Origin of the sequence: Cytobacillus firmus, assembly GCF_023657595.1 — a bacterium.
Lineage (GTDB): Bacteria > Bacillota > Bacilli > Bacillales > Cytobacillaceae > Cytobacillus > Cytobacillus firmus_B.
Genome location: NZ_CP098323.1, coordinates 217894 through 241623 on the forward strand (window position 1 = coordinate 217894; position 23730 = coordinate 241623).

Below are 23730 nucleotides of genomic sequence, written 5' to 3' on the forward strand. Positions count from 1 at the left end.
CCTTTTACATTTGGCGGGGCACCTTCATGCCGAGTGTCTGCATTCCATCTGTAAGAACAATGGTGACTGCTTTGACGAGGGCAAGTCTTGCCTGGATGCCGGCATCCTTCTCCAGTATTCTTACCTGCCCGTAATATTTATTGAAGTTCTGGGCCACATCAATCAGAAATTTAGCGAGAACGGAAGGGGAAAGCTGCCTATAAGATTGTCTGAGTTTCTCAGGATATTGATAGAGCAGCTTAATAATTTCCCAGCTGTAAGGCTCGGATAGCCCATTTGCAGCAGATGGTAAATCGTCTGCCTTGCGGAGCAGGGAATAGGCTCGGGCATTGGTATATTGCAGATAGGGACCTGTTTCTCCTTCAAATGTCAGCATATCTTCAAGGGAAAATTCAATATTGTTCATGCGGTCATTTTTCAGGTCATGGAACAAAATGGCTCCGATGCCGACTGCTTCAGCGACTTCATCTTTATTTTCGAGGCCGGGATTTTTAGCCTCAATGCTGTTCTTTGCGAGAAGAACTGCTTCATCCAGAACCTCCTCCAGAAGGATGACTCTGCCTTTTCTGGTAGACATCTTTTTTCCATCTTTTAAGTAGAGGCCGAACGGGACATGTTTCATACTGTCTGCCCACTCATACCCCATCTTTTTGATCACGCTTTTGACCTGCCTGAAATGGATGCTTTGTTCCTGGCCGACAATATATAAGGAGTGATCAAATTGATAGTTTTCCCTTCTATAAAAAGCTGCAGCCAGATCCCGTGTTGCATAAAGAGTTGCTCCGTCGGATTTTTTGATCAGACATGGAGGCAGGTCTTCGTCGGGCAGCTGAACGACCTCTGCACCATCAGACTCAGCCAGCAGATCTTTTGCCATCAGCTCCTTTATGACGGGTTTCATTTTATCGTTATAAAAAGCTTCCCCATTGTATGAGTTGAAATGGATGCCAAGCCTATCATAAACCTGCTGAAATTCCTTCAATGATTCATCTCTAAACCAATTCCAGAGGGCTTGTGCTTCTTTATTTCCGTTTTCAAGCTCTTTGAACCAGGAACGTGCCTCATCTTCAAGGGATGGATCTGCCTCTGCTTCTACATGGAACCGTATATAAAGGCTGAGCAGCTCCCTGATCGGATGTTCCTTCACTTTATCCGGATTGCCCCACTTTTTATAAGCGGTGATCAGTTTGCCGAATTGAGTGCCCCAATCGCCTAAGTGGTTGATTCTGACCGCTGTATAACCGCATTTTTCGGCGAGGTTTCCAAGGGCATTTCCAATGACGGTTGATCGCAGATGACCCATGGAAAAAGGCTTTGCGATATTGGGCGAAGAGAAATCAAGCACGGCTGTTTTTCCTGCACCATCCTTCAGCAGCCCATATTCTTTTCCTTTTTTCAAAATTACTTCCAGTATGTCAGCACCAGCAGCTCCTTTGGAAAAAAAGATATTAATATAGGGCCCGGCAGCTTTCGCTTTTTCAATGTACGGTCCTTTTATCAGGAAAGCAGCCTCTTCAGCAATAGAGGCAGGTGATTTTCTGAATGCTTTTGCCAGTGTAAAACATGGAAAAGCAAGATCACCATGTGCCGGATTCTTTGGTGTCTCAATTAAGTCTGAAATGGCTTCCTCAGAAAGCTGCCCATTCAGCACAGATGCCAGCTGAGCTGTGAATATTGCTTTGAAATCGATCATTTTAAACACACACCTCCTGAAAAATAAAAAAGCCCGCCTCTATATAAATATAGAGACGAGCTGAATCTGCCCGCGGTACCACTCTGATTGTCCAAAGGACCTCTTGCGAAAGGACGTTTCATTTTATTTGAACACATTCCTTTAGGGGTTTGGTAACGGGATTCCCAACCCGGCACAGCCTACTTTTCTTTCAGCTATGCATCTCCGAAGTGCGATTCACAAATAGGGTTTCCGACAGGCTTGCACCGGCCCTGTCTCGCTTTTAGGAAAGAGCCCTTTGCTACTCTCTTCATCATAGACACTAAATATATTACTGTTATTATACGCGGTTGGAATTATTTTGCAACATAATTTGAGTCGGTTGAAAACATATAGTTTTTGTGATGGTAGCGAATGCTGAATATCAGTCCCATTGCCATCATGTTTCCCATAAGTGAGCTTCCGCCATAGCTGATAAACGGAAGCGGAATGCCGGTGATTGGCAGGACCTGAATCGTCATTCCAATATTTTGGAATACATGGAAGGTGATCATGCTGATGACCCCGACGCAAATATAGGTATTAAAAGGATCAGTCGTCTCAAGGCCGGTCTTCGTTAAGTGATAGATAAGCAGAAAGAAAAGGCTGATTACTACACTGGCTCCGAAGAAGCCATATTCCTCGCCAATGACGCTAAAGATAAAATCAGTGTGGGCATCTGGCACATATACCTGCCTGTCGGTAAAGCCTTTACCTGAAATTAATCCCGAGCCGATAGCGAGCATGGAATTATACAGCTGCATACCGGCCCCCTGCTTATGATTGACCGGATCAAGCCAGGAATAAATTCTGCTGAACTGATAGGGATCGATCCCAAGGTATTTCTCTAAAATCTCCGGTGCTATGATCACCAGGTATAGAACTGTTCCTGCTAAAGCACCGAGGGTTCCATAAATCGGTACAAGGATTTTCCAGGTGATTCCGGATACCAGGATGACTCCTGCTAATATCGCGATGATGACAAGAGCGGTACCCAGGTCTTCGATAATAATCAATCCTAATGGAGGCAATGTGGCAGCCCCTAGTTTGATTAGGAGAAAAAAGTCCGTGCCGGCTGTCTTAGCCTGATATTTCAGATGGTGGTCAGCGATGATTTTGCTGAGGGCGATAATAAGGAACACCTTTACGAATTCTGAAGGCTGCACCGAACCGAGTCCGGGAATGATATACCACAATGTAGCCCCTTTGCGCTCTGGTGCGATGCTTTCCGGTGCAATGAATAGCCCGACAAGCAATAGAATGCCTAAACCGTACAGAAGCCATGTGAGTCTCCGGATTTGCTCGCTGTCAAAATACATGACAATCCCAACAATGACGGCTCCAACAATATAATTTTTAATTTGTGAGATGACAAAATTCCCTTCATATTGATTGGAGGATTGTCCGCTGTAAATCGCAATGCAGCTGATGAGAAAAAACAGCAGCAGAAGAAAGCATAATGTCCAATCGAATCGGTCTGAGAATCTATTATTCTGTTTCATTATATACACCTGGTTTCTTTACCTTTTTACATTTTTATCCTATCAGAGAAAAATTAACCTTACAATGGAGAAAGAGATTTCATTAGTTAGACGAATAAATTACAATGATGGTTTCCTGTATTTTCAAAAAAAACGGATTTTAAATTTTTTCTCATCTGGAAAGATATTTTCAGATATTTTTGCTACAATAAGAGGATAAAATACTGGAAGTTTGGCAGGCAGTTTCATAAGAAGCTGTCTTTTTATCAATTTGGCTACGGTTCGGAGGTTTCGTCATTGAAAAGAAGGAATCAAACTATTCGTGATCTCATCTACATCCATCTTAATGAGCAGGATCAATATGTGATGACTTATGGAATTGAGTTTGCAGAGTTTGCCCAGACTCTTTCAGATTCTATTAATAATTTGCTGCTCTTAAAGCACCGTTATGAACATGGGGACTTTAATAGCCACACGATGTTCGATTATGTGTCAAGGGACAAGCTGGGCAGGCTGGTTAAGGATGATGTATATGGCTATGGCGATTTTTGCTGGATCGACTTCGAGGAAGAGGAAGCAGTGAATGAGCTTCCCGGCCAGACAATTGCGGAGCTTCTTTATCTCGGTCATATTAAAGAGCATCTTAAGCTGCCTTTTTACAATTATCTGAGCAACCGGTATGTATACCTTGCCCATGATGATGGCTGGTTTAACCGCACATATTACCGCGATCTGAACGATTTTTACCGGATGCTTGGGGAAGTGATCCCCGGGAAAATGGGACAGATGAAGGTAGAAAAAACGCTCCTTGGCATTAAAAAGAAAAAGACGTACCCTCCAATCACCAGAGATGTCCTGCTTTCATTAAAGCCCCTTATGAAAGAAGGAGCGGTCCTTTCCATTAAGGATATTGAACAGAATCGGGTCAGGATCGAGATTCCAATTTGGATTATTGGCGATTTTGCGAATATGGATGATATGTATGATGAGTATGAAGCCATAGTGAAAGAGCCATGTGAGGCGAAGATTGTGTTCGATAAGAAGACAAGGGAATGGAAAATATACTCGCGTTAGAATTCTGAACTTTTTTACAACATTCAGCAATTTTCTATTACTTTTTCTGCGGGATGGTGTATAATCGGAAATAGAAAATTTTATATCCGCAATAGAACAGGTGTCTTTTCAAAAGGGCTTTAAAGCAAGCTCTTTTGAAGACTTAATAGGGAAGCTGGTGAAATTCCAGCGCGGTCCCGCCACTGTAAATGGTAGCTGTCTGCAAATCCACTGTACACACAAGTATGGGAAGGAGCAGAACGCATTGACCATGAGCCAGGAGACCTGCCTGATTCTTAAGCACCCATAAACCTACGAGGATAGGGAGGTGTCTGGTCCGGCCATCTATTCTGCATTTTTTGTAAATGACCATACCAACATCTCCTTGCCGTTCGAGGGGATGTTTTTTTATTTTAAACGGTGGTGACAGGCACCACTCGAATTTTGTCGAAAATAATGGAGGATTGCTGAGTATGAAGAAGTTTTATGCATTTTTATTAACTATGCTGCTTGCTGCAGGAGTGCTTGCAGGCTGCGGCGAGAGTGCTGAACAGCCAAAAGAAGAGAAAAAGGTTGAGGAAGGGCAGAATGCTGCTTTTCCTGTAACGATAAAAGACGCGCTGGATAATGAAGTGGTCATTGAAACCAAGCCTGAAAGAATCGTTTCCGTGATTCCAAGCAACACCGAAATAGCATTCGAATTGGGGCTTGGAGAAGAAGTGGTCGGGGTTTCCGATTTTGATAACTACCCGCAAGAAGCCGCAGAAAAGGAAAAGATTGGCGGCTTGGAATTTAATGTAGAAAAAGTGATCTCTTTAAATCCCGACCTTGTCCTTGCCCACGCTTCAAGCGCACAAAGTTCGGAAGCAGGTCTTCAGCAATTAAAGGATGCGGGAGTGACCGTACTTGTTGTCAATGACGCGAAGAGCTTTGATCAGGTATTTGAATCCATTGAAATGGTTGGGACTGCAGCGGGAGCGAAAGAAAAAGCAGAACAGCTCGTTTCAGACATGAAGAGCCAGCTTGAGGAAATCAAAACAAAAGCTAAGGGGATAAAAGAAGAGGACCGCAAATCGGTAATGGTTGAAGTTTCACCTGCTCCGGAAATCTATGCAGCAGGCACTGAGACATTTATGGACGAAATGCTAAGTGCCATCAGCGCAGAAAATATCATCACGGAAGAAGGATGGCCGAAGATGGATCCGGAAGCGATTATCGAACGGAATCCGGATGTAATCATCACAACACATGGCTATTACACTGAAGATGCTGTCGGCAATGTCTTAAGCCGGGATGGCTGGCAGGATATTACCGCAGTGAAAAATAAGCAGGTTAACGATGTTGATTCCGATATGGTAACCCGCTCTGGCCCTCGTATTATTGAAGGAGTCGAGGAACTTGCAAAAGCAGTATATCCGGACGTATTTAAATAATAAATTACTTGCTTATGTAACAGCAGCAGCTTTTCTGTTTTGTGCCATGCTGATGGGGATTTCAATTGGAACAGTGTCCATTCATCCCATGACGATCATCAGAGTAATAAGCGCTGAGATTTTTCCTTTTATTTCATTGGGAAACACGGATGCTATGCATGCAAATATCATTATGAACATACGCCTGCCGCGCGTTTTGCTGGCTGGCTTGGTAGGGGCGTCTCTTGCAATCGCGGGAGCCGCCTTTCAAGGTTTATTAAGAAACCCGCTGGCAGATCCATATACCATTGGAGTTTCTTCCGGGGCTTCACTCGGTGCAGTTTTAACCTTGTTCTTTGGCTTATCCATTCCCTTTGCAGGAATGTTTACACTGCCTTTATTCAGCATCTTATTTTCCTTTTTAACCATTTTTGCCGTTCTGCTATTTGCGAGAAATATTGAAAGATCCATGAAAGTGGAAACGATTATTTTAACGGGCATTATCTTCAGTTCTTTTCTTGGCGCTCTAATTTCTCTGATGATTGCCCTGACTGGAGAGGAACTTAGACAGATTATTGGCTGGCTTCTTGGCAGTGTATCCATGAGAGGCTGGGCGTATATTAACATTATCCTTCCATTTTTTATAATAGGTGCCATCCTTCTGTTAGTGAACAGTAAAGAGCTGAATGCTATGAGCTTCGGAGAAGAAAAGGCCCAGCATATCGGGGTGGACGTTCAGAAGAGAAAAATGATGGTCCTGGTAGCTGGCTCCATCTTAACGGGTGCAGCTGTAGCTGTGTCTGGAACGATAGGATTTGTCGGGCTTGTGATCCCACATCTGACCAGGATGTTATGGGGGCCGGATCATAGGCACCTATTGCCGCTATCGATTCTTATGGGTTCAGGTTTTCTTATTATTGCCGATCTGGTTTCACGGACGATCATTGCCCCTGCCGAGCTTCCAATCGGTGTGATTACAGCTTTAATCGGTGCACCTGCTTTTGGGGTTATTTTAATGAAAAGAAAGAATAAACTTTAAGCGCATAAAGGCGCTTGCACTTTTCTGGTCAGAAAGAAGTGATTAATCATGCTAAGAGTCCAGCAAGTCACTGGCGGGTATGCCGGTGCGCCGGTTGTAAAAAATATCAGCTTTGAAGTGGAAAAAGGGGAGCTTTTCGGGATACTGGGGCCGAATGGAAGCGGGAAGACGACTATTCTGAAGATGTTGAGCGGCATTTTGCCCCATACATCAGGTGATATAGTGATCAAAGGTAAGAACCTTTCAGAATATACACCGAAAGAGCTGGCGAAAATCATTGCTGTTCTGCCTCAGCATTCCTCTCAGGCCTTTTCATATACTGTAAAGGAAACCGTTTCCCTTGGCCGGTATGCTCATCAAAAGGGCTGGTTCCAGAGCTGGTCCGGCAAAGATGAAGAAGCGGTCAATCGGGTCATGGAGCAGACGGGCATCTCCCGATTTCAGGATGATGATATTCAGCAATTATCCGGTGGTGAAAGACAAAGGGTGTTTTTAGCTCAGGCCCTTGCCCAGGAGCCGGAAATATTATTGCTGGATGAGCCGACGAACCATCTTGATTTATCCTATCAAAAAGAGCTGCTTGATCTCCTTTCTGTATGGTCAAAGGACTGCGGGCTGACGGTTATTTCTATCTTCCATGATTTAAATCTGGCCGGCCTGTACTGTGACCGCCTATTGCTGCTGGAAAATGGCGAAGTGAATATTAACCATGTTCCTAACGAAGTTTTAAAAGAAGGGCGGATACGGGAGGTTTACAGAACGAAGATCGAGAAGCTGCCGCATCCAAGAGTGGCGGCCCCTCAGATGGTGCTGGTGCCTGAGCGCTCACAGGCAGAAAGCCAATTAGAGAAGCGAATTGTTCCAGCCAGCCTGGAGGTAAAGGAAGACTTGCTGGTCCTGCGCTCGCCATTTCCGCTTAAAACCATGTCTTCAGGTGTAACCGGATCGGGGACTGGCTGGAATCGGATTTTTCTTAACCGGCATGTGAGCAAGAATTATGACTGCAGTGATCATCGGGCAGAGATGGCGGAATTTGTCCGGGAAATCGGCTTTGAACCCGGGGAAACTGTGGGGATGATGACCGCTGTATATATTGAGGATTACAGCAGCCAATTTTATGAAGAAGATACATTCTCTGTGTTTGTGGTCGTGACAGCTGGTGTCGGCAATGCGGTTGATGCTTCGAAAAGTGAAGAGCATTCTTATCATCTGACTCCAGGTACAATCAATACTTGGATTTTCGTTAATGGCCATCTGACAGAGGAAGCCTTTATCCAATCCATTATGACCGCAACCGAGGCCAAGACCAGAGCACTATATGATCAGGAAGTTATAGATGCCGTCACAGGGACGTTAGCGACCGGAACATCAACTGACAGTATTTTGATTGCCGCCGCACAGCAGGGAGAAAACCTGGAGTATGCGGGTACCATTACACCGCTTGGCAAAGTGATTGGCAAGGGTGTCTACGAATGTACCGTTGAGGCGATAAAAAAATCGCAAAGCAGGATAAAAAGATGATTTTATATCACCTGTTCGCGCTAACCTTTGCCTGGTTACTGGATAAGCTGATAGGGGATCCGCCAAACTGGCCGCATCCGGTCAGGTGGATGGGTGCCCTGATACATAAACTTGAACAAGCTCTGAATAAAGGCCGCTTTAGAAAATTAAAAGGGAGCCTCATGCTATTGATCGTACTGCTGGCAGCAGGCGGCATCACCTTTTTCATTACCCGGCTCTTCTATGAAATTCATCCGATCGCTGGCATCTTGGCAGAAGGAATTCTTATATTCACAGCCATTGCTCAAAAGAGTTTAAAAGAGGCAGCGCTGGAGGTATATGAGCCTCTGGCAAAAGGTGATATGGAAGCAGCAAGAGTAAAGCTTTCTTACATTGTCGGCAGGGATACAGATCGGCTGGATGAACCAGGCATTGTCCGGGCTGCCGTGGAGACAGTGGCTGAAAACACCAGTGATGGCATTACTGCTCCATTATTTTGGGCCCTGATCGGCGGTGCACCGCTGGCCCTTATCTACCGGGCCATTAATACATGTGATTCGATGGTTGGCCACATGAATGAACGATATATGGATTTTGGATGGGCTTCTGCCAAAGTGGATGATATCGCGAACTGGATCCCGAGCCGGCTGACATCACTTTGCATCATGCTCACGCAAAAGCCGGAGCATTCTCCATATGAGGAAGCATGGGGAATCCTTTTAAGAGATGCACCTAAGCATCCGAGCCCGAATAGCGGCTGGGGCGAAGCGGCTGTTGCAGCCCTTCTGGGGGTTCAGCTGGGAGGAATCAATTTTTATAAGGGAATAATCTCAAACCGTGCCACGATGGGGAAGCCCCTGGTGCAGCTTGAAAAAGAACATATTATAAAAAGTATTTCAATCATGAACAAGACGGTTTTCTTATTCTTGCTTTTATTATGGACAGGAGGGATGTTCCTTGATTTGGCCTTCACACGGATCTAATCCGCAATATTTATATGAAGCGATGGATAAGCAAATGCCTGAGGAGCGGATTGATTTCAGTGCCAATATCAATCCCCTTGGCCCTCCCCGTGAATTAAAAGACAGGTGGGAAAGCCTATTCCAATATATTAGCGATTATCCGGATCCCCATGCTGCTCTTTTAAAAAGCAAACTGGCGGCAACAGAGGGAATAAAAGAAACACAGATTCTGGTGGGAAATGGAGGCGCCGAGCTAATCACACTGATTGGCCGGATGATAGCCGGGAAAAGTGTGCTGATTATTCAGCCGGCTTTTTCGGAATATGAAGAGGCCTGCCGCGTTAATCATTGTACTGTCTCCTATCATCAGCTGGTGCCCGGCGACTGGGATCTTAATTTGGAAGCGCTATCTGAAAAACTAAAAGCCGCTGATGTTGTTTTCTTCTGCAACCCAAATAACCCGACAGGTATTTATTACCCATCTGCCATTGTAGAGGAATTGATTAAGAAGTGTCATATCCATAGCTGCCTCCTTATTATGGATGAAGCTTTTTATGACTTTGCCTGCGACTATCAATCTATCGTTCCTATCATAGGAACGGATTCAAATGTTGTGGTGCTGCGCTCCATGACAAAGATGTTTTCGATACCAGGCCTGCGCCTTGGATACATGATGGCAAGTGAGGGGTTAATTGAAAGAGCAAAGGCGCTGAAACCGCACTGGAGCGTGAATGTTCTTGCGTTAAAAGCAGGTGAATGGTGTCTGGACAGTAAAGAGCATGTCAGGCTGACAAAGAATTTGATCCGGCAGGAGAGGGCTAGGCTTGTTCAGTTTTATCAGCAATTGAATTTTGAGGTTTCCCCTTCTTCAGTTAATTTCTATTTGTTAAGAGATCCAAGCATTGATGTGCAGCTGCCTCTTTTTCGATTTTTGCTTGAGAAAGGAATTATTCCGAGACATACAATGAATTTCCCTGGCCTGGAAGGGAAATGGCTGCGCTTTGCGATTAAAGGGCCGAAAGACAACGATGTGCTGATGGAGGCGATGCGGCAATGGCGGAAGGATCGCTGATTTTTATCTCCGGTGGAGTGCGGAGCGGAAAAAGCTCCTTTGCGGAGAGAACTGCTGCCATGCTGGCAATGAGAACGGAAGGAAAGCTTCATTATATTGCTGCAGGAAAAGCATACGATCCCGAGATGGAAGCACGGATTCAGAGGCACCAGGATGACCGGGATAAGAGCGGCTTGGACTGGACAACCTGGGAGAAGCCTTTCGCACTTGAAGAGATCTCGGGAAACTTTAACCATCAGGATATTATTCTATTCGATTGCTTGACCACTCTCTTGAATAATGAACTTTTTAGAGCGGAAGACCTTTGGCGGAATAGAGAATATCAGGAAAATCTGTCATCTGATATTCTCATGGACATCACTGAAATACGCAAAAATTGCAGGACCTTGATCGTTGTCAGCAACGAGGTCTTGAATGAGCCAATTTACAAAAATGAACTGGTGATTACCTATTCAAAAATACTTGGGACGCTTCATAGGAATATAGTAGATATGGCTGATGAAGCCTATCTTGTTGAAGCAGGCATCCCCATACAAATGAAAGGAGAACCGGCATGAAAGGGATCATGATTCAGGGGACTTCATCCGATGCCGGTAAAAGCCTGATTGCTACGGCTCTTTGCCGGGCATTCTCCAATGAAGGTTTCCGCACGGCTCCTTTTAAATCCCAGAATATGTCCAATAATTCATACGTGACAAAGGATGGGAATGAAATTGGCAGGGCACAGGGCATTCAGGCTGAAGCGGCAAGAACTGAAGCTGCTGTCTGGATGAATCCCATCCTCCTTAAGCCTCAATCCGCTCAGAATGCCGAGGTCATTCTCCTTGGAAAAGCAGTCAACTCCCTATCAGGAAGAAGCTATCGGGAATCTTTTTATGAAAAAGGGCTTGAAACCATCAAAGAGGCACTGAGTCTGCTTGCTGCTCAATATGAGCTGCTTGTAATAGAAGGAGCTGGCAGCCCTGTTGAAATTAATTTAAAAGATAAAGAGCTAGTGAATATGAAAGTCGCCGAAATGGCGGATGTGCCAGTCATCCTGGTTGCCGATATTGACAGGGGCGGTGTTTTTGCCAGTATTGTTGGAACTCTGGAGCTTTTCACCAAACAGGAAAGACAGCGGGTTGCGGGCATTATCATTAATAAATTCCGCGGAGATATCTCGCTGTTTGAGGATGGCATCCGCTGGATCGAAGAAAAGACGGGCGTCCCTGTCCTTGGCGTTCTGCCTTACTTGGAAGACCATATGATCGATGCAGAGGATTCCCTATCCATTCAGACTGCTGTTCCAAGAGCTGGAGAGGGTATTCTGGATATTGCAGTGCTGCGGCCGCCATTTATTTCAAACTTCAGTGACATCGATCCGTTTTACTATGAAGATGACGTGAACATTAGGTGGGTAACACATCTATCGGAGGCTGGCTCACCTGATGCGGTGATCATTCCCGGCACAAAGAGCACGATTCGAGACTTGCGCTATTTCAAGGAAAAAGGTCTGGCGGACTGGATTGTGCGCTATGCTGCCGCTGGAGGTTCTATCGCCGGCATTTGTGGAGGATACCAGATGCTCGGCAGGAGATTAATCGATATGGCAGGTTCTGATACCGGAATTCCTTATGAAAAGGAAAAAGGCTTGAATTTGATACCGGCAGACACCATTTTTCATAAACGCAAGAAGACCGTGCAAGTGAAGGGAAGTCTGCATTCAAGCACGAACCTTCCCGTAAAAGAGATCTTGGATGGATATGAAATCCATTTAGGTGAAACAGTTCTTGAAAATGATTTTGATGGCAATCGCCTTCTGCTGCTTCAAAATGGCGAAGAAGATGGATTTTATGGGAATGATGGCCGTCTGGTAGGGACTTATATGCACCACATCTTCCATAATGATGAATGGAGGGGTGCGTGGCTTAATTCCCTGCGCAAACAAAAAGGCATTCCAAGTAAGGAGCCTGTCCGAATAAAAGCCCTGAAGGATAGGAAATACAGCGAACTGGCGGAAAATATGATGCAGCATCTTGATTGGGAAAAATTAAAGGAAATTGTCTTTAGCTGGAGAAAACAAAATGAAATGGCTTAAAGGATTATTGATCAATCTTCAATTTTTCACAAGCATTCCCATTCCGATATCCCTGCCTATGGATAAGCCTCATCTGGAGAAGGCAATCAGAACCTTCCCTATAGCCGGCCTCATCCAGGGTGGGATATATGCATTTATACTCTATGCTTTTCTTGAATGGACTCCTTTTTCTCTATTGTCAGCGGCCTTTGCCGTCTGGCTGGCCGGCATTTTGCTGACCGGCGGGATTCATCTCGATGGGTGGATGGATGCGAGCGATGCGTTCTTCTCCTATCGTGATCAGGAGAGGCGGCTTGAAATCATGAGTGATCCCCGGGTGGGAGCGTTCGGGGTGCTGTCTGTTATTGTCCTGCTGGGTGCCCGATTTCTATTTATCTATGAAATTGTGCTTTTATCAAATCCAACTTCCTATTTTTTAATAGCCATGATTCCATTTTTAAGCAAGATGGTAATGGGGACATTGCTGATAAAAGTTAAGGGGGCCAAAAAAGAGGGGCTGGGCTCATTATTTCAGCAGGCTGCTGCTAAAACCACCCTGTCTATTTACCCTGTTTTCCTTCTGGCCGCAACGGCAGCTGCCTGGCTGGCTGGTTACCCGGCTATTGTTGGATTTCTTTTCATGGTTCTTTTTTCAATATTGTTTTTCGTATTATTATCAAGAAAAGTCATTGCCTGGTTTGGCGGAATGACAGGGGATGTCCTTGGGGCCAGTGTGGAAGGGACGGAGGTGCTTTTATGGATGATACTGTGGCTGTTGCATTATTTCGTCATGGGCTGACAGAAGCCAATAAGTCCCATGCTTATCTGGGGTGGACAGATTCTCCTCTGTGTCCGGAACATAAGAATAAGCTTGCCCCGGCCCCTCAAGGCTACAGAAGACTTTTTGCAAGTGATTTAGGCAGATGCATGAAGACGGCGGCTATTCTTTTCCCGGATCATTCTATTGAACCTTGTCCCGAATGGAGAGAAATGCATTTTGGCGAGTGGGAAGGCAAGACATATCAAGAGCTGAAAGATAATCCGGATTATCTAAAGTGGCTTGAAGAACCATTTGCACAAGCGGCTCCTGGAGGAGAATCCTTTGCAGCTTTCACAGCAAGAGTGGATAAAGGATGGCAGAATTTAACCGATCAATTGCTTCAGGGAAATAACAGTGATGCTGCTGTTATTACACATGGCGGAGTCATAAGGTACCTTCTTGGAAAGTATGCACCGGAGGAAAAAGAATTCTGGGAATGGCAGGTTCCGTTTGGAAGAGGCTATGAGCTTAGATGGACACGGGAAGCGTTTAGGAGGGGAGTGCGATGCACTTCATTACAGGAGGCAGGTTTAACGGTAAATCCGAATGGGTGAAGGGATTTTATCAATTGGATGATACTCCCCATAAATGGATTTCAGCTTATCATGGTGAGTCGGCTGGCGATCTGGATCGAAACCTGATTGTCTTTGAGGGAATTGAGCTAATGATTCGGGAGTGGTCACAAGCACTGGAGTTTGAAGAGATTCGGGAAAAGTGGCAGGAGATGCTGGAAAAGTGGCTCCAATGGGAAAAAGCAGAGGTTAACCGGAAAGTTGTTTTAATCGGATCTGATATTTCAAAAGGGATTGTTCCGATGGAGGCGCTTGACCGAAAGTGGCGGGATGCTTCAGGATGGGCCTTCCAGGATGCCGCTGCTGCTGCAGATAGAGTCGATTTGATTTGGTATGGCATCAATCAAAAAATAAAGTGAAATGGGGAATTGCTGATGAAACTTTATACACGAACTGGTGATGAGGGAAAAACAAGTATTATCGGGGGCAGAGTGGAGAAGGATGATGTAAGGGTTGAAGCATACGGAACAGTGGATGAAGTCAACTGTTTTGTCGGGCAGGCCATGACACAGCTGGATCCGGCCATTTTTCAGGATGTCCTGGAGGATCTGGAGAAGATTCAGCATGAGCTTTTTGACTGTGGCGGCGACCTTGCAAATGTTACGAAAAAGCGGGAGCTTAAATTGACGAAGGATTCTGTTGATTATTTGGAGACTAAGATTGATAGATTGATCGAAGAAGCGCCCAAGCTGGAAAGGTTTATTCTGCCTGGGGGAGCACCTGCATCTGCATCCATTCATATTGCCAGGACAGTAACCCGGAGAGCGGAGCGTCTTGTGGTCTCACTAAAAAAAGCGGATCCAGACACCTCTGCAGTGGCACTGAAATTCCTGAATCGCTTATCGGATTACTTCTTTGCCCTGGCAAGGGTGATTAATTTCCGTCTGAACCAGAACGATGTGGAATATGTGCGCAGTGCGAATGTATTCCGTGAAGGAAAGCGCAAGGAGGATAAGTGATGAAAAGCATGCGATTGGGCATGGCCGCCATGCTGATTGCACTGACAGCAATCGGTGCAGCGATAAAAGTTCCTGCCGTTATCGGAAGCGTGGCACTGGATGCGTTTCCTGCCTTGCTCGCAGCCGTGCTGCTTGGCGGCTATGGCGGAGCAGCCGTTGCTGCCATCGGGCATCTGCTGTCAGCATTATTGGGCGGCTTGCCTTTAGGGCCCCTTCATCTCCTGATTGCTATTGAAATGGCATTTCTAGTCTTTGTTTTCAGCTCATTGTACCAGAGAGGCAGGCGCTTTCTTGCAGGGATTCTTTTTGTGCTCGGCAATGCCTTTGCAGCCCCGCTTCCATTTATCTTTTTAATGGGCCAGGCCTTTTACCTGGCGATTGTGCCTTCCCTTTTTATAGGTTCCGTTATTAATGCTGTTATTGCTTATATAGCGATTCCAAGGCTTGTGAAGCTTGTGGGCCCAGCTCTTTCCAAAGCGGGTGCTGAGCAGTGAGGGATGTCTTAAGCTTCCCTTTTAATTCTGAAGAAATGATTGTTGTAGCCAGTGATAACAGCGGAGGAATCGGCGAAAAAGAGCAGGATGCTGTCCAGGTTCCGTATGAGACCGTTTCGTATTATTCCTTCCGCGTCGCTGTCATGGAATGTATGTCTGCTGGTGCTCAGCCATTTGCTGCTGCCATTCAGAATTTCTGCGGAGATGATGCCTGGGATCAGCTTATAGGGGGCATTAAAAAGGGTTCTGATGAATTAGGACTTACGGAACTGCAAATCACCGGCAGTACAGAGAGCAACTTTAACCTGCTTCAATCTGCGGTAGGATTATCTGTACTTGGCAAAAGGAAGGGAGAGCTTCCTGCTGATACCCTAATCTATACAGAGGATACAAGGATAGCTGTTATCGGTTCTCCTTTGGTTGGCCAGGAGCTGATTGAAAGGGAGCAGGAGGCAGCACCCCTAAACCTATTTAAAACAATTAACTCCATTGAAGATATTATGACCCTTCCTGTAGGTTCAAAAGGCGTTTTGACCGAGCTGAACGGGTTATTCTCCAATAGGAGGTTTGAGATTAAGGATCTTGAATCAGAAGTGGATCTGGTAAAATCAGCAGGTCCATCCACTTGCTTTATAGCCGTTTGTCCCGAAGCAAAGTTGGGTGAAATCATGAAGCTGGCAGGACGTTATTATCATATATTGAATAGAAAGTCATGAAGAAGGCTCGTTTAAAAACGAGCCTGAGCTGTATCCTCTGCCATTATACTTAACCCTCCATTATTTCTCCTTGGTAAATATTCTTGTCTTGCTTGCTCCTTCTGTGTCGTGCTCTTCATCCCAAACTGAATGGATCTCAAAAGTCCCTTCTTCAAAAAACAGCGGAAATTTTCGTTTAAACCAAGACTGCATAGGAAGTGCAAGTGCCTCATTTCTTGGAACCCAATGCAGTTCTCCTTCAGGAGGATCTTCAAGCAGGCAGCCTTCAAAAGAGTCCGCCAGATAATTAAATACCATGTAGCGGACATTCGTCTGCGGGTTGACGTACTCATCCCAACCCTTAAAAATAATATTCCTGACGTGCAAACCCGTCTCCTCAAGCACTTCGCGTTTTGCAGCGTCCGTTATGCTCTCGGGAAAATCAACCTTTCCGCCCGGAGCAAGATATCCAGGGAAGCCTTTGTGGTCTGGCCTTTTAATGAGAAGAACCTGATCTTCATCTGCTACCATGCACATCGTGTACATTTGATGTTCGATTTCTTTCCAGTTCATTGCTGCACCTCTATTAATCATAATTCAAAGTTTATACATTCTTTTAAAAGGAGAAAATACCTCCTATATTGAAATCATATCATGAATAGAAATTCTGAAGAGGTGAACATAATTGGACTTGAAGATGGGTTATGTCATTTTATATGCGGAAAGCCTGGAGAGAACGAAGCATTTTTATGGTGAATTGCTGGGCCTGAAGCTGAGGAATGAATTTGGAACTTACATCGAGTATGATACAGGCAGCACCATTCTTTCCTTCAATACGAGAGAAGGCGGACGGGAAGTCACCGGGCTGCCGATACCGGATGGAGTGAGGAAGGAGCAGACATTCGAGCTTGGTTTTGTGACGGAAGAAGTGGAAGCCGTTGTTGAAAAGCTCAAGACCTCAGGTGTGCCAATCCTGCTCGAGCCTGTTGAAAAGCCCTGGGGACAGAAAGTGGCATATGTGGAAGATCCGGATGGGCATTATATTGAAATTTGTTCACCTATCGGTTAAAAATGACTCTGTTTCAGGGTCATTTTTTTGTTGGATACATAGTAATCGTGAGATTTCAAAAGAAAAACTGAGATTATAAGGGTTATTTGCGCTTACATGCGGGCTTGTAAATATAAGTAAATGTGTTATGATACTATATGTTTTTGTCGGCTCGACTTTGATGAGAGTTCAAAGTCATTACTATAAATCTATTAATAAAGAGGTGCTTATTTGAAAGTTTTATCAAAAAAAGAACAATGGTTTGGTAATGTGAAGGGAGATATCCTTGCAGGGATCGTAGTGGCATTGGCGCTTATTCCTGAGGCAATTGCATTCTCCATTATTGCGGGTGTCGATCCGATGATTGGATTGTATGCTTCATTCTGTATAGCTGTGACCATTGCTATAGTGGGCGGAAGGCCTGGGATGATTTCTGCTGCAACCGGTGCGATGGCGTTATTGATGGTTACTTTAGTAGCTGATCACGGACTGCAGTATTTATTTGCTGCGACTATTTTGACGGGAGTTCTGCAGATTTTATTCGGTGTGCTTAAGCTGGCCCGTTTTATGAAGTTCATTCCGCGGGCGGTGATGATTGGGTTTGTTAACGCATTGGCGATTTTAATTTTTATGGCTCAGCTGGAGCAATTCGTAGATGCTACTTGGGTGATGTATGCAATGGTTGCCGGTGCACTGGCGATTATTTATCTTTTCCCGAGATTTACGAAAGCAGTGCCATCTCCTCTGGTGGCTATTATTGTTATTACGATCATTGCCATCATGACAAAGAGTGATGTGCGCACTGTTGGCGATATGGGGGCCATCACATCAGCCCTTCCGGCATTCTTTATACCGGATGTTCCATTTAACCTTGAGACTCTGAAGATTATTTTCCCGTACTCTATTGCCCTTGCGATCGTGGGCTTGCTTGAATCTTTGCTGACTGCATCCATTGTTGATGACATGACCGATACGGCCAGTGATAAGAATATGGAAAGCCGCGGACAGGGAATTGCGAATATCGTGTCCGGTTTATTCGGCGGAATGGCAGGCTGTGCCATGATTGGACAGTCCGTCATAAATGTGAAATCAGGCGGAAGAGGCAGACTATCTGCTTTGGTAGCCGGCACATTCCTTATGTTTCTGATTTTAGTATTAGGAAATATTGTCGTTCAAATACCGATGGCTGCATTAGTCGGAGTTATGATCATGGTTTCGATCGGCACTTTTGACTGGTCTTCCATTAAAGGACTTGCTAAGACGCCTGTCACTGATTCGATTGTTATGGTGACAACGACTGTTACAACTGTGTTCACTCATGACTTATCAAAAGGAGTTTTCGCGGGGATTATCCTAAGTGCGATCTTCTTTGTCGCTAAAATTTCGAAAGTGCATGTTACTTCACGAATTGAAGGAGATAAGAAAATATACGCTGTAACAGGCCAGGTTTTCTTTGCTTCTGTAGATGAACTTGTAGCAGCATTCGACTTTAACGAAGAATTAAAAGAAGTTGAAATTGATTTTAAACAGGCGCATGTCTGGGATGACTCAGGTGTAGCTGCTATCGATAAGGTTGTATTAAAGCTTCGGGACAATGGTGTGCTGGTCCGCCTATCAGGGTTAAACGCGCCAAGCTCAAATTTGATTGAACGTTTGGCCGTTCACCGCAAACCTGGTGCGAAATTATCCGGCCATTAATAATATTTTAATAAATACCACAGTCAGCTCTGACTGTGGTATTTTCTTTATAAGAATATTTTAGGGGTGAGGCTCTGTGTTTAAAAAAATATTGATGGCTGCAGATGGATCTGATCATTCCATTCGGGCAGCCGCTAAAGCCATTCAACTGGCTGAACAGAATCGTGATTCTGAGATAACTGTAGTGTATGCCGTTGATGGCCAGACCTCAAAGGAAGATATCCTTCACCATTTTGATAAGAGTATAGTGGACCAGGTGAGGAAAAAACGTTTAGAGCCAATAGAAAGCTTATTAAAAGAGAAGGGCATTTCATATGAAATAAAAATACTGCAGGGAGAGCCTGGACCAGCCATTGTGGAGTTTGCCAACAAGATGGATTTTGATGTTGCTGTAGTTGGCAGCCGGGGTTTGAATACTCTCCAGGAAATGGTGCTCGGAAGTGTCAGCCATAAAATAGCTAAGCGTGTGAAAGCGCCTGTTATGATTGTTAAGTAAAGTGAAAAGGTACACTTTTTCACTATCTGGGTCGCGTAAAGCTGGTACAGCGCCTAACTGCAAAAAAAGATGCCCCAGCAGGGACATCTTTTTTTCAATCAGCCGGCTTTCACAGCAGATTGAGGCTGAAGCTTCTTATCTTTGCCGCTTGCCTTATCAGACAGCAACGTCAGAGCACCGTCCCCTGTTACATTGCACGCAGTTCCAAAGCTGTCCTGGGCAAGGTAGAGGGCAATCATTAGCGCAAGCATAGTTTCATTGAATCCGAGCATGCTTTCAAGCAGACCCAATGCGGCCATGACAGCTCCTCCAGGGACACCGGGAGCTGCAATCATTGTGATTCCAAGCATTAAAATGAAAGGCAGGATTTCTGCAAATGATGCCGTTTGACCCTGCAGCATCATCACGGCGATGGCACAGCTCACAATGGTGATTGTGCTTCCGGAAAGATGGATGGTTGCCAGTAATGGTACAGAGAAATCCGCAACTTTTTCACGTGCACCAAGCTTTTTAACCTGTTTAAGCGTAACAGGAATCGTGGAGGCGGATGACTGGGTTCCAAGCGCCGTAAAGTAAGCAGGCATCATATTTTTCATGAGTCTAAGCGGATTGGCTTTCATCAGGCTGCCGGCCGCTGAATATTGAAGCAGTAAAAATAAAAGATGAAGAGCAATAATCATGACAAATACTTTGGCAAATACAGAAATAATGGCGCCAACCTGTCCGCCTTGCGTCATATTGGCAAAGATCCCGAAAATATGGACAGGAAGTAAAGGAATAATGACCTTTTCAATCAGTTTTTCAATAATATCACGGAAATCATTCATCGCATTTTGCAGAGTGTTTCCTTTAATTGCGGCCAATCCCAGGCCTAAAGTGAATGAAATCAGCAGTGCCGTCATGACACCCATTACCGGAGGCATGTCCACCTGGAAAAAGGGTGAAAGTAATGCATCCTCAGGATTCTCAAACTCTTTGAAGCTTTGGTTTTTTAATAGGATAGGATATAACACTGTCGCAGAAAAATAGGCAATTAAACCGGCAGTAATTGTAGAAGCATAAGCAAAACCGGTTGTAATCCCAAGCAGTTTCCCTGCGCCTTTCCCCATGCTGCCGATTCCCGGCGCGATGAAGCCGATAATAATTAGCGGAATTGCGAAACCAAGAAAGTTTCCGAACAGTCCATTAAAAGTAGCAAATAGCTGAATAAGCCATTGGGGGGAAAAAGAACCTATTAAAATACCCAATGCAATAGCTGCAATAATTCTGGGAAGCAAACCGAACTTCATGTTTTTTGTCCTCCTAAAGAATACAATTGTTTTTGATAGGAGGATTATATCCTGTTTTGCTGTAAAAGTTAATAGCTAAAACTTTTGTTTTAATAATAAAAAAACTCTGATTATTACTAGTAGATTAAGGGTAATGCTCTATGGAAGGCGGGTAAACGTTTTCCTGAAATAATTAATCCCAGAAAAGGAAATTATTTTGTTGAAGTTTCCTTTTTAAGCGCTCTGTCATACATATAGAAATATGGGCGTATGTGCAGAAAAAAATTCCTGAAGAATTGACTATGTAATCACTCCCTATCTTAAATGTGAAAGTGTTACAATATAGAGTAGCTTGAATGAACTTATAAATCAGCTTAAGAAAAATAAAGCGGCATTAGAAGCCGGTTAGTCCATGATTGAATATTGGAGGTTCTTTTTATGAAAACAAAGGTTGGCCTTTTATACGGCGGGAAATCTGCAGAGCATAAAGTTTCTATGCAGACTGCAATGGCTGTCATTAAAGCATTGGATTTAGAGAAATTTGAAATTCATCCTATTTATATATCTGAAGAAGGCCGATGGGTGAAGGGCCCTCAATTGCAAGGTCCTGTTTCCAATGTAAAGGAGCTGGAATTCTCCCAGGGGGAAGCACTTCCTCCAACAGCATTGGCACCGACCCTTTTCCAGGATGCTCAGGAGAAAGGCCCATTTGATGTCATCTTCCCGCTGCTTCACGGTCCGAACGGAGAAGACGGCACAGTTCAGGGGCTGCTTGAGCTCTTAAACCTGCCATATGTGGGGAATGGAGTATTGGCTTCATCAGCGGGTATGGATAAGGTCATCATGAAAAATATATTTGCACAGGCAGGCCTGCCGCAGGTGAAGTATGTCTGGTTTATCCGCAGTGAGTGGGAAAATGGAACTGAGGCAGCGTATGAAAAAGTGGAAAAAGAACTCGGCTACCCGTGTTTCGTAAAACCGGCCAACCTGGGTTCCAGTGTGGGCATCAGCAAATGCATGAACCGCTCAGAGCTTGAAGGAGCATTTAAAGAAGCTTTCCAATTTGACCGTAAAATCATTATTGAAGAAGGCGTCACTGCAAGAGAAATTGAAGCTGGCGTGCTGGGCAATGATAATCCGGAATGCTCTGTTGCCGGTGAGATTGTGCCGAAGGTTGAATTCTATGACTATAAAGCGAAATATGAGGATGGAGACACAGCATTAATCATTCCTGCTGAAATCTCCGAGAGTGAGTACAGCGAACTGAGCGACATGGCCATTAAGGCATTTAAAGCCCTTGACTGTTCAGGTCTTGTCCGGGCTGATTTCTTCTTAACAAGAGAGGGTAAGCTATACATTAATGAAGTCAACACCATGCCGGGCTTTACACCTTTCAGCATGTTCCCGCTTCTGTGGAAGCATACGGGAGTAGAATATCCTCAGCTGATTGAGAAGCTTGTCAATTTGGCCATCGAACGCCATGCTGAGAAACAAAGCATCAGACACACCATGTAAAAGGGCATAACTGTTGAAGGAAACACGGCATTTTTGTCGTGTTCCTTTTGTTCATACATAATTGGCAAAATCAGGATTATCTGCAGTTTTCTGATTTTGCCCAATAGGAGGCGCCATATGATTAAAAAAACACTTCAGGAAATTACACAGATGATTAAAGTAGATAATGACGTATCTTCTTTTAATGACACATCCATACAGGGCGTCAGCATTGACTCCAGAAAAATCGGGAAGGGCAATTTATTTGTTCCTTTCAAAGGGGAAAATTCGGATGGCCACCGATTTGTAGAAGATGCCATTGAAAAGGGGGCAGCTGCAGCCTTTTGGCAAAAGGATGTTCCCAATCCTCCACTGCATCTTCCCATCCTGATTGTTGAAGATACACTGACGGCTCTTCAGGAATTGGCGAGAAGCTATCGTAATGAATTAAAGGTAAAGGTCGCAGGAATCACAGGAAGCAACGGCAAAACAACGACCAAGGATATGACCGCAAACCTTCTGTCACTAAACTATAAGGTTCAAAAAACGGAAGGCAATTATAACAACCATATCGGTCTTCCACTAACCATTCTGGCACTTGAGGAAGATACGGAAATCGCTGTACTGGAAATGGGAATGAGCGGAAGGGGAGAAATCGATTTTCTTACGAAGATCGCCCGTCCGGACGCCGTGATCATTACCAATATAGGCGAATCCCATCTGCAGGATTTAGGTTCCAGAGAAGGAATTGCAGAAGCGAAGCTGGAGATCATAAATGGCCTTCAGGAAAATGGCCTGGTTATTTATTACGGTGATGAGCCTCTTCTTGATGAAAAGCTGAAAACCTACAATGGTTCGGCTGCATTAAGAACCTTTGGAAGAACCGGGGAAAACGATGTGTATCCGGTGGATATCAAGCAGAATGACAAGGGCAGCACATTTGGGATCAATGGATCCAGCGAGAAATTTTATCTGCCTGTACTGGGCACCCATAATGTTCTGAATGCCCTGGCAGCGATGATTGCAGCATCCCATTTCGGCGTTCCGTACGAAAAGATGAACGAAGGCTTTGCAAGCTTAAAGCTGACGAATATGAGAATGGAGCTGCTCGAGGGCAAAATGGGTGAAAAAATTATTAATGATGCCTATAATGCCAGTCCGACATCTATGAATGCAGCCATTGAACTGGTCGCCAATCTGCCTGGCTATAAAAAGAAAGTTCTCGTTCTTGGCGATATGCTGGAGCTTGGTCCGCAGGAGGAGGATTTCCATTACTCCACTGGAAAATCTGTGGATGCAAAAAAGGTTGATTATGTGTTTACTTTCGGCAAGCTTGGCGAATTTATCGCCAAGGGGGCGAAGGAAGTCCTGCCTAATGGACGGGTGGCAGCCTTTACTGACAAACAGAATCTCATTCAAGAACTGAAGAAACATGTCGACCAGGAAACCATTGTGCTGGTTAAGGCATCCCGTGGCATGAAGCTTGAAGAAGTTGTATCAGCTCTTCAATAGTTTCTTTGACAGCCTTTTAGCTTTAATAGAAGGGGTGCAGGACTAATACAGCAAAAAGATTTTCAGCAAGAACATTTTGAAAAATAAATAACTGTATATAACTGTTATTATAGGAAATAAACCCCTGTTTCACGTGGAACAGGGGTTTTACTATTCTTATCGCAGTCTAACGGGCAGCAGGACCCCCACTTCAAGACTCAGAGGAATCAAAGTAGGATAAGCGAGGGTCAAACTGCCCAATCTAGCTGCGGCTCCTAGGGGCTCGAGTTCATAAGCCGATCAGCTGATTGGAAAGTACTTCCCGTCATCTGCTCGTCCCTTGGCACCTCTGGGCAAGTCGCCTCGCTTTTATAATGTAAAGGCCCAAAAAGAAGAACAAAGACTAAAA

23 protein-coding genes, 1 riboswitch and 1 other annotated feature are annotated in these 23730 nt (G+C 44.7%); of the genes, 19 read left to right on the forward strand and 4 right to left on the reverse strand.

Annotated elements, in window-relative coordinates; translation table 11 throughout:
* Positions 1–4: 4 nt before the first annotated feature.
* Together argS and NAF01_RS01200 are read right to left on the reverse strand one after the other, a co-directional pair.
* Positions 5–1690, reverse strand: a complete 1686-nt coding sequence (argS, locus tag NAF01_RS01195) for an arginine--tRNA ligase (RefSeq protein WP_250802407.1) — start codon at positions 1688–1690, stop codon at positions 5–7.
* Between the two features lie 51 nt (positions 1691–1741).
* Positions 1742–1998 (reverse strand) — a binding site (T-box leader).
* Between the two features lie 30 nt (positions 1999–2028).
* Positions 2029–3213, reverse strand: coding sequence for an FtsW/RodA/SpoVE family cell cycle protein (locus NAF01_RS01200; RefSeq protein ID WP_250801564.1), 1185 nt, complete (start codon positions 3211–3213; stop codon positions 2029–2031).
* Positions 3214–3489: 276 nt separating this feature from the next.
* Between NAF01_RS01200 and NAF01_RS01205 the strand changes: the two genes are divergently transcribed.
* The 14 genes from NAF01_RS01205 (at position 3490) to NAF01_RS01270 (ending at position 15847) form a co-directional block, all read left to right on the forward strand.
* The gene (locus tag NAF01_RS01205) at positions 3490–4266 is read left to right on the forward strand and encodes a hypothetical protein (protein ID WP_250801565.1); all 777 of its coding nucleotides are present in this window, start codon (positions 3490–3492) and stop codon (positions 4264–4266) included.
* An 81-nt stretch (positions 4267–4347) separates the two neighbouring features.
* Positions 4348–4552, forward strand: a riboswitch (cobalamin riboswitch).
* 166 nt (positions 4553–4718) lie between these two features.
* Entirely contained in the window at positions 4719–5678 is a 960-nt protein-coding gene (locus NAF01_RS01210) for an ABC transporter substrate-binding protein (protein WP_061792745.1), read from the forward strand.
* Positions 5644–6696 (forward strand): FecCD family ABC transporter permease, encoded by a 1053-nt coding sequence (locus tag NAF01_RS01215; protein WP_250801566.1) that lies wholly within the window; start codon positions 5644–5646, stop codon positions 6694–6696. Before NAF01_RS01210 ends, NAF01_RS01215 begins: the two co-directional genes overlap by 35 nt.
* Before the next feature lie 48 nt (positions 6697–6744).
* Positions 6745–8217 (forward strand): adenosylcobinamide amidohydrolase, encoded by a 1473-nt coding sequence (locus NAF01_RS01220; protein WP_250801567.1) that lies wholly within the window; start codon positions 6745–6747, stop codon positions 8215–8217.
* Positions 8214–9179 (forward strand): adenosylcobinamide-phosphate synthase CbiB, encoded by a 966-nt coding sequence (gene cbiB / locus NAF01_RS01225; protein WP_250801568.1) that lies wholly within the window; start codon positions 8214–8216, stop codon positions 9177–9179. The genes NAF01_RS01220 and cbiB overlap by 4 nt, the downstream gene beginning before the upstream one ends.
* A complete protein-coding gene (gene cobD / locus NAF01_RS01230) occupies positions 9154–10230 on the forward strand; it encodes a threonine-phosphate decarboxylase CobD (protein WP_250801569.1) in 1077 nt (358 codons plus the stop codon). Before cbiB ends, cobD begins: the two co-directional genes overlap by 26 nt.
* The gene (locus tag NAF01_RS01235; RefSeq protein WP_250801570.1) at positions 10212–10787 is read left to right on the forward strand and encodes a bifunctional adenosylcobinamide kinase/adenosylcobinamide-phosphate guanylyltransferase; all 576 of its coding nucleotides are present in this window, start codon (positions 10212–10214) and stop codon (positions 10785–10787) included. The genes cobD and NAF01_RS01235 overlap by 19 nt, the downstream gene beginning before the upstream one ends.
* Positions 10784–12307, forward strand: a complete 1524-nt coding sequence (locus NAF01_RS01240) for a cobyric acid synthase (RefSeq protein ID WP_250801571.1) — start codon at positions 10784–10786, stop codon at positions 12305–12307. The genes NAF01_RS01235 and NAF01_RS01240 overlap by 4 nt, the downstream gene beginning before the upstream one ends.
* Entirely contained in the window at positions 12294–13085 is a 792-nt protein-coding gene (gene cobS, locus NAF01_RS01245) for an adenosylcobinamide-GDP ribazoletransferase (RefSeq protein WP_250801572.1), read from the forward strand. Before NAF01_RS01240 ends, cobS begins: the two co-directional genes overlap by 14 nt.
* The gene (locus NAF01_RS01250; protein WP_250801573.1) at positions 13043–13660 is read left to right on the forward strand and encodes a histidine phosphatase family protein; all 618 of its coding nucleotides are present in this window, start codon (positions 13043–13045) and stop codon (positions 13658–13660) included. The genes cobS and NAF01_RS01250 overlap by 43 nt, the downstream gene beginning before the upstream one ends.
* On the forward strand, positions 13612–14037 hold the full coding sequence (locus tag NAF01_RS01255) for a bifunctional adenosylcobinamide kinase/adenosylcobinamide-phosphate guanylyltransferase (RefSeq protein WP_250801574.1): 426 nt from the start codon (positions 13612–13614) through the stop codon (positions 14035–14037). Before NAF01_RS01250 ends, NAF01_RS01255 begins: the two co-directional genes overlap by 49 nt.
* A 15-nt stretch (positions 14038–14052) precedes the next feature.
* Positions 14053–14637: a cob(I)yrinic acid a,c-diamide adenosyltransferase gene (locus NAF01_RS01260; protein ID WP_250801575.1), complete on the forward strand. Its 585-nt coding sequence runs from the start codon at positions 14053–14055 to the stop codon at positions 14635–14637.
* Positions 14637–15131 (forward strand): ECF transporter S component, encoded by a 495-nt coding sequence (locus tag NAF01_RS01265; protein ID WP_250801576.1) that lies wholly within the window; start codon positions 14637–14639, stop codon positions 15129–15131. The genes NAF01_RS01260 and NAF01_RS01265 overlap by 1 nt, the downstream gene beginning before the upstream one ends.
* Positions 15128–15847 carry an ATP-binding protein gene (locus NAF01_RS01270; RefSeq protein ID WP_250801577.1) on the forward strand — a complete coding sequence of 240 codons (720 nt, stop codon included), beginning with the start codon at positions 15128–15130 and terminating at the stop codon, positions 15845–15847. The genes NAF01_RS01265 and NAF01_RS01270 overlap by 4 nt, the downstream gene beginning before the upstream one ends.
* Positions 15848–15907: 60 nt before the next feature.
* Here the strand turns inward: NAF01_RS01270 and NAF01_RS01275 are convergent, their stop codons facing one another.
* Positions 15908–16399, reverse strand: a complete 492-nt coding sequence (locus tag NAF01_RS01275) for an 8-oxo-dGTP diphosphatase (RefSeq protein WP_222501749.1) — start codon at positions 16397–16399, stop codon at positions 15908–15910.
* Between the two features lie 112 nt (positions 16400–16511).
* Here NAF01_RS01275 and NAF01_RS01280 point away from each other — a divergent pair, with 112 nt between their 5' ends.
* The 3 genes from NAF01_RS01280 to NAF01_RS01290 all read left to right on the forward strand — a co-directional run bounded on the left by NAF01_RS01280 (position 16512) and on the right by NAF01_RS01290 (position 19068).
* The gene (locus NAF01_RS01280) at positions 16512–16895 is read left to right on the forward strand and encodes a VOC family protein (RefSeq protein ID WP_250801578.1); all 384 of its coding nucleotides are present in this window, start codon (positions 16512–16514) and stop codon (positions 16893–16895) included.
* A 210-nt stretch (positions 16896–17105) separates the two neighbouring features.
* On the forward strand, positions 17106–18572 hold the full coding sequence (locus NAF01_RS01285) for a SulP family inorganic anion transporter (protein ID WP_250801579.1): 1467 nt from the start codon (positions 17106–17108) through the stop codon (positions 18570–18572).
* A 76-nt stretch (positions 18573–18648) separates the two neighbouring features.
* On the forward strand, positions 18649–19068 hold the full coding sequence (locus tag NAF01_RS01290; protein WP_197212724.1) for a universal stress protein: 420 nt from the start codon (positions 18649–18651) through the stop codon (positions 19066–19068).
* 98 nt (positions 19069–19166) lie between these two features.
* On the opposite strand, the gene NAF01_RS01295 is transcribed toward NAF01_RS01290, so the two are convergent.
* Positions 19167–20357 (reverse strand): dicarboxylate/amino acid:cation symporter, encoded by a 1191-nt coding sequence (locus NAF01_RS01295; RefSeq protein ID WP_048008759.1) that lies wholly within the window; start codon positions 20355–20357, stop codon positions 19167–19169.
* A gap of 417 nt (positions 20358–20774) precedes the next feature.
* Here NAF01_RS01295 and NAF01_RS01300 point away from each other — a divergent pair, with 417 nt between their 5' ends.
* Together NAF01_RS01300 and NAF01_RS01305 are read left to right on the forward strand one after the other, a co-directional pair.
* Positions 20775–21851, forward strand: coding sequence for a D-alanine--D-alanine ligase (locus NAF01_RS01300; protein WP_250801580.1), 1077 nt, complete (start codon positions 20775–20777; stop codon positions 21849–21851).
* A 117-nt stretch (positions 21852–21968) separates the two neighbouring features.
* The gene (locus NAF01_RS01305; RefSeq protein WP_250801581.1) at positions 21969–23342 is read left to right on the forward strand and encodes a UDP-N-acetylmuramoyl-tripeptide--D-alanyl-D-alanine ligase; all 1374 of its coding nucleotides are present in this window, start codon (positions 21969–21971) and stop codon (positions 23340–23342) included.
* The last annotated feature ends 388 nt before the right edge of the window (positions 23343–23730 follow it).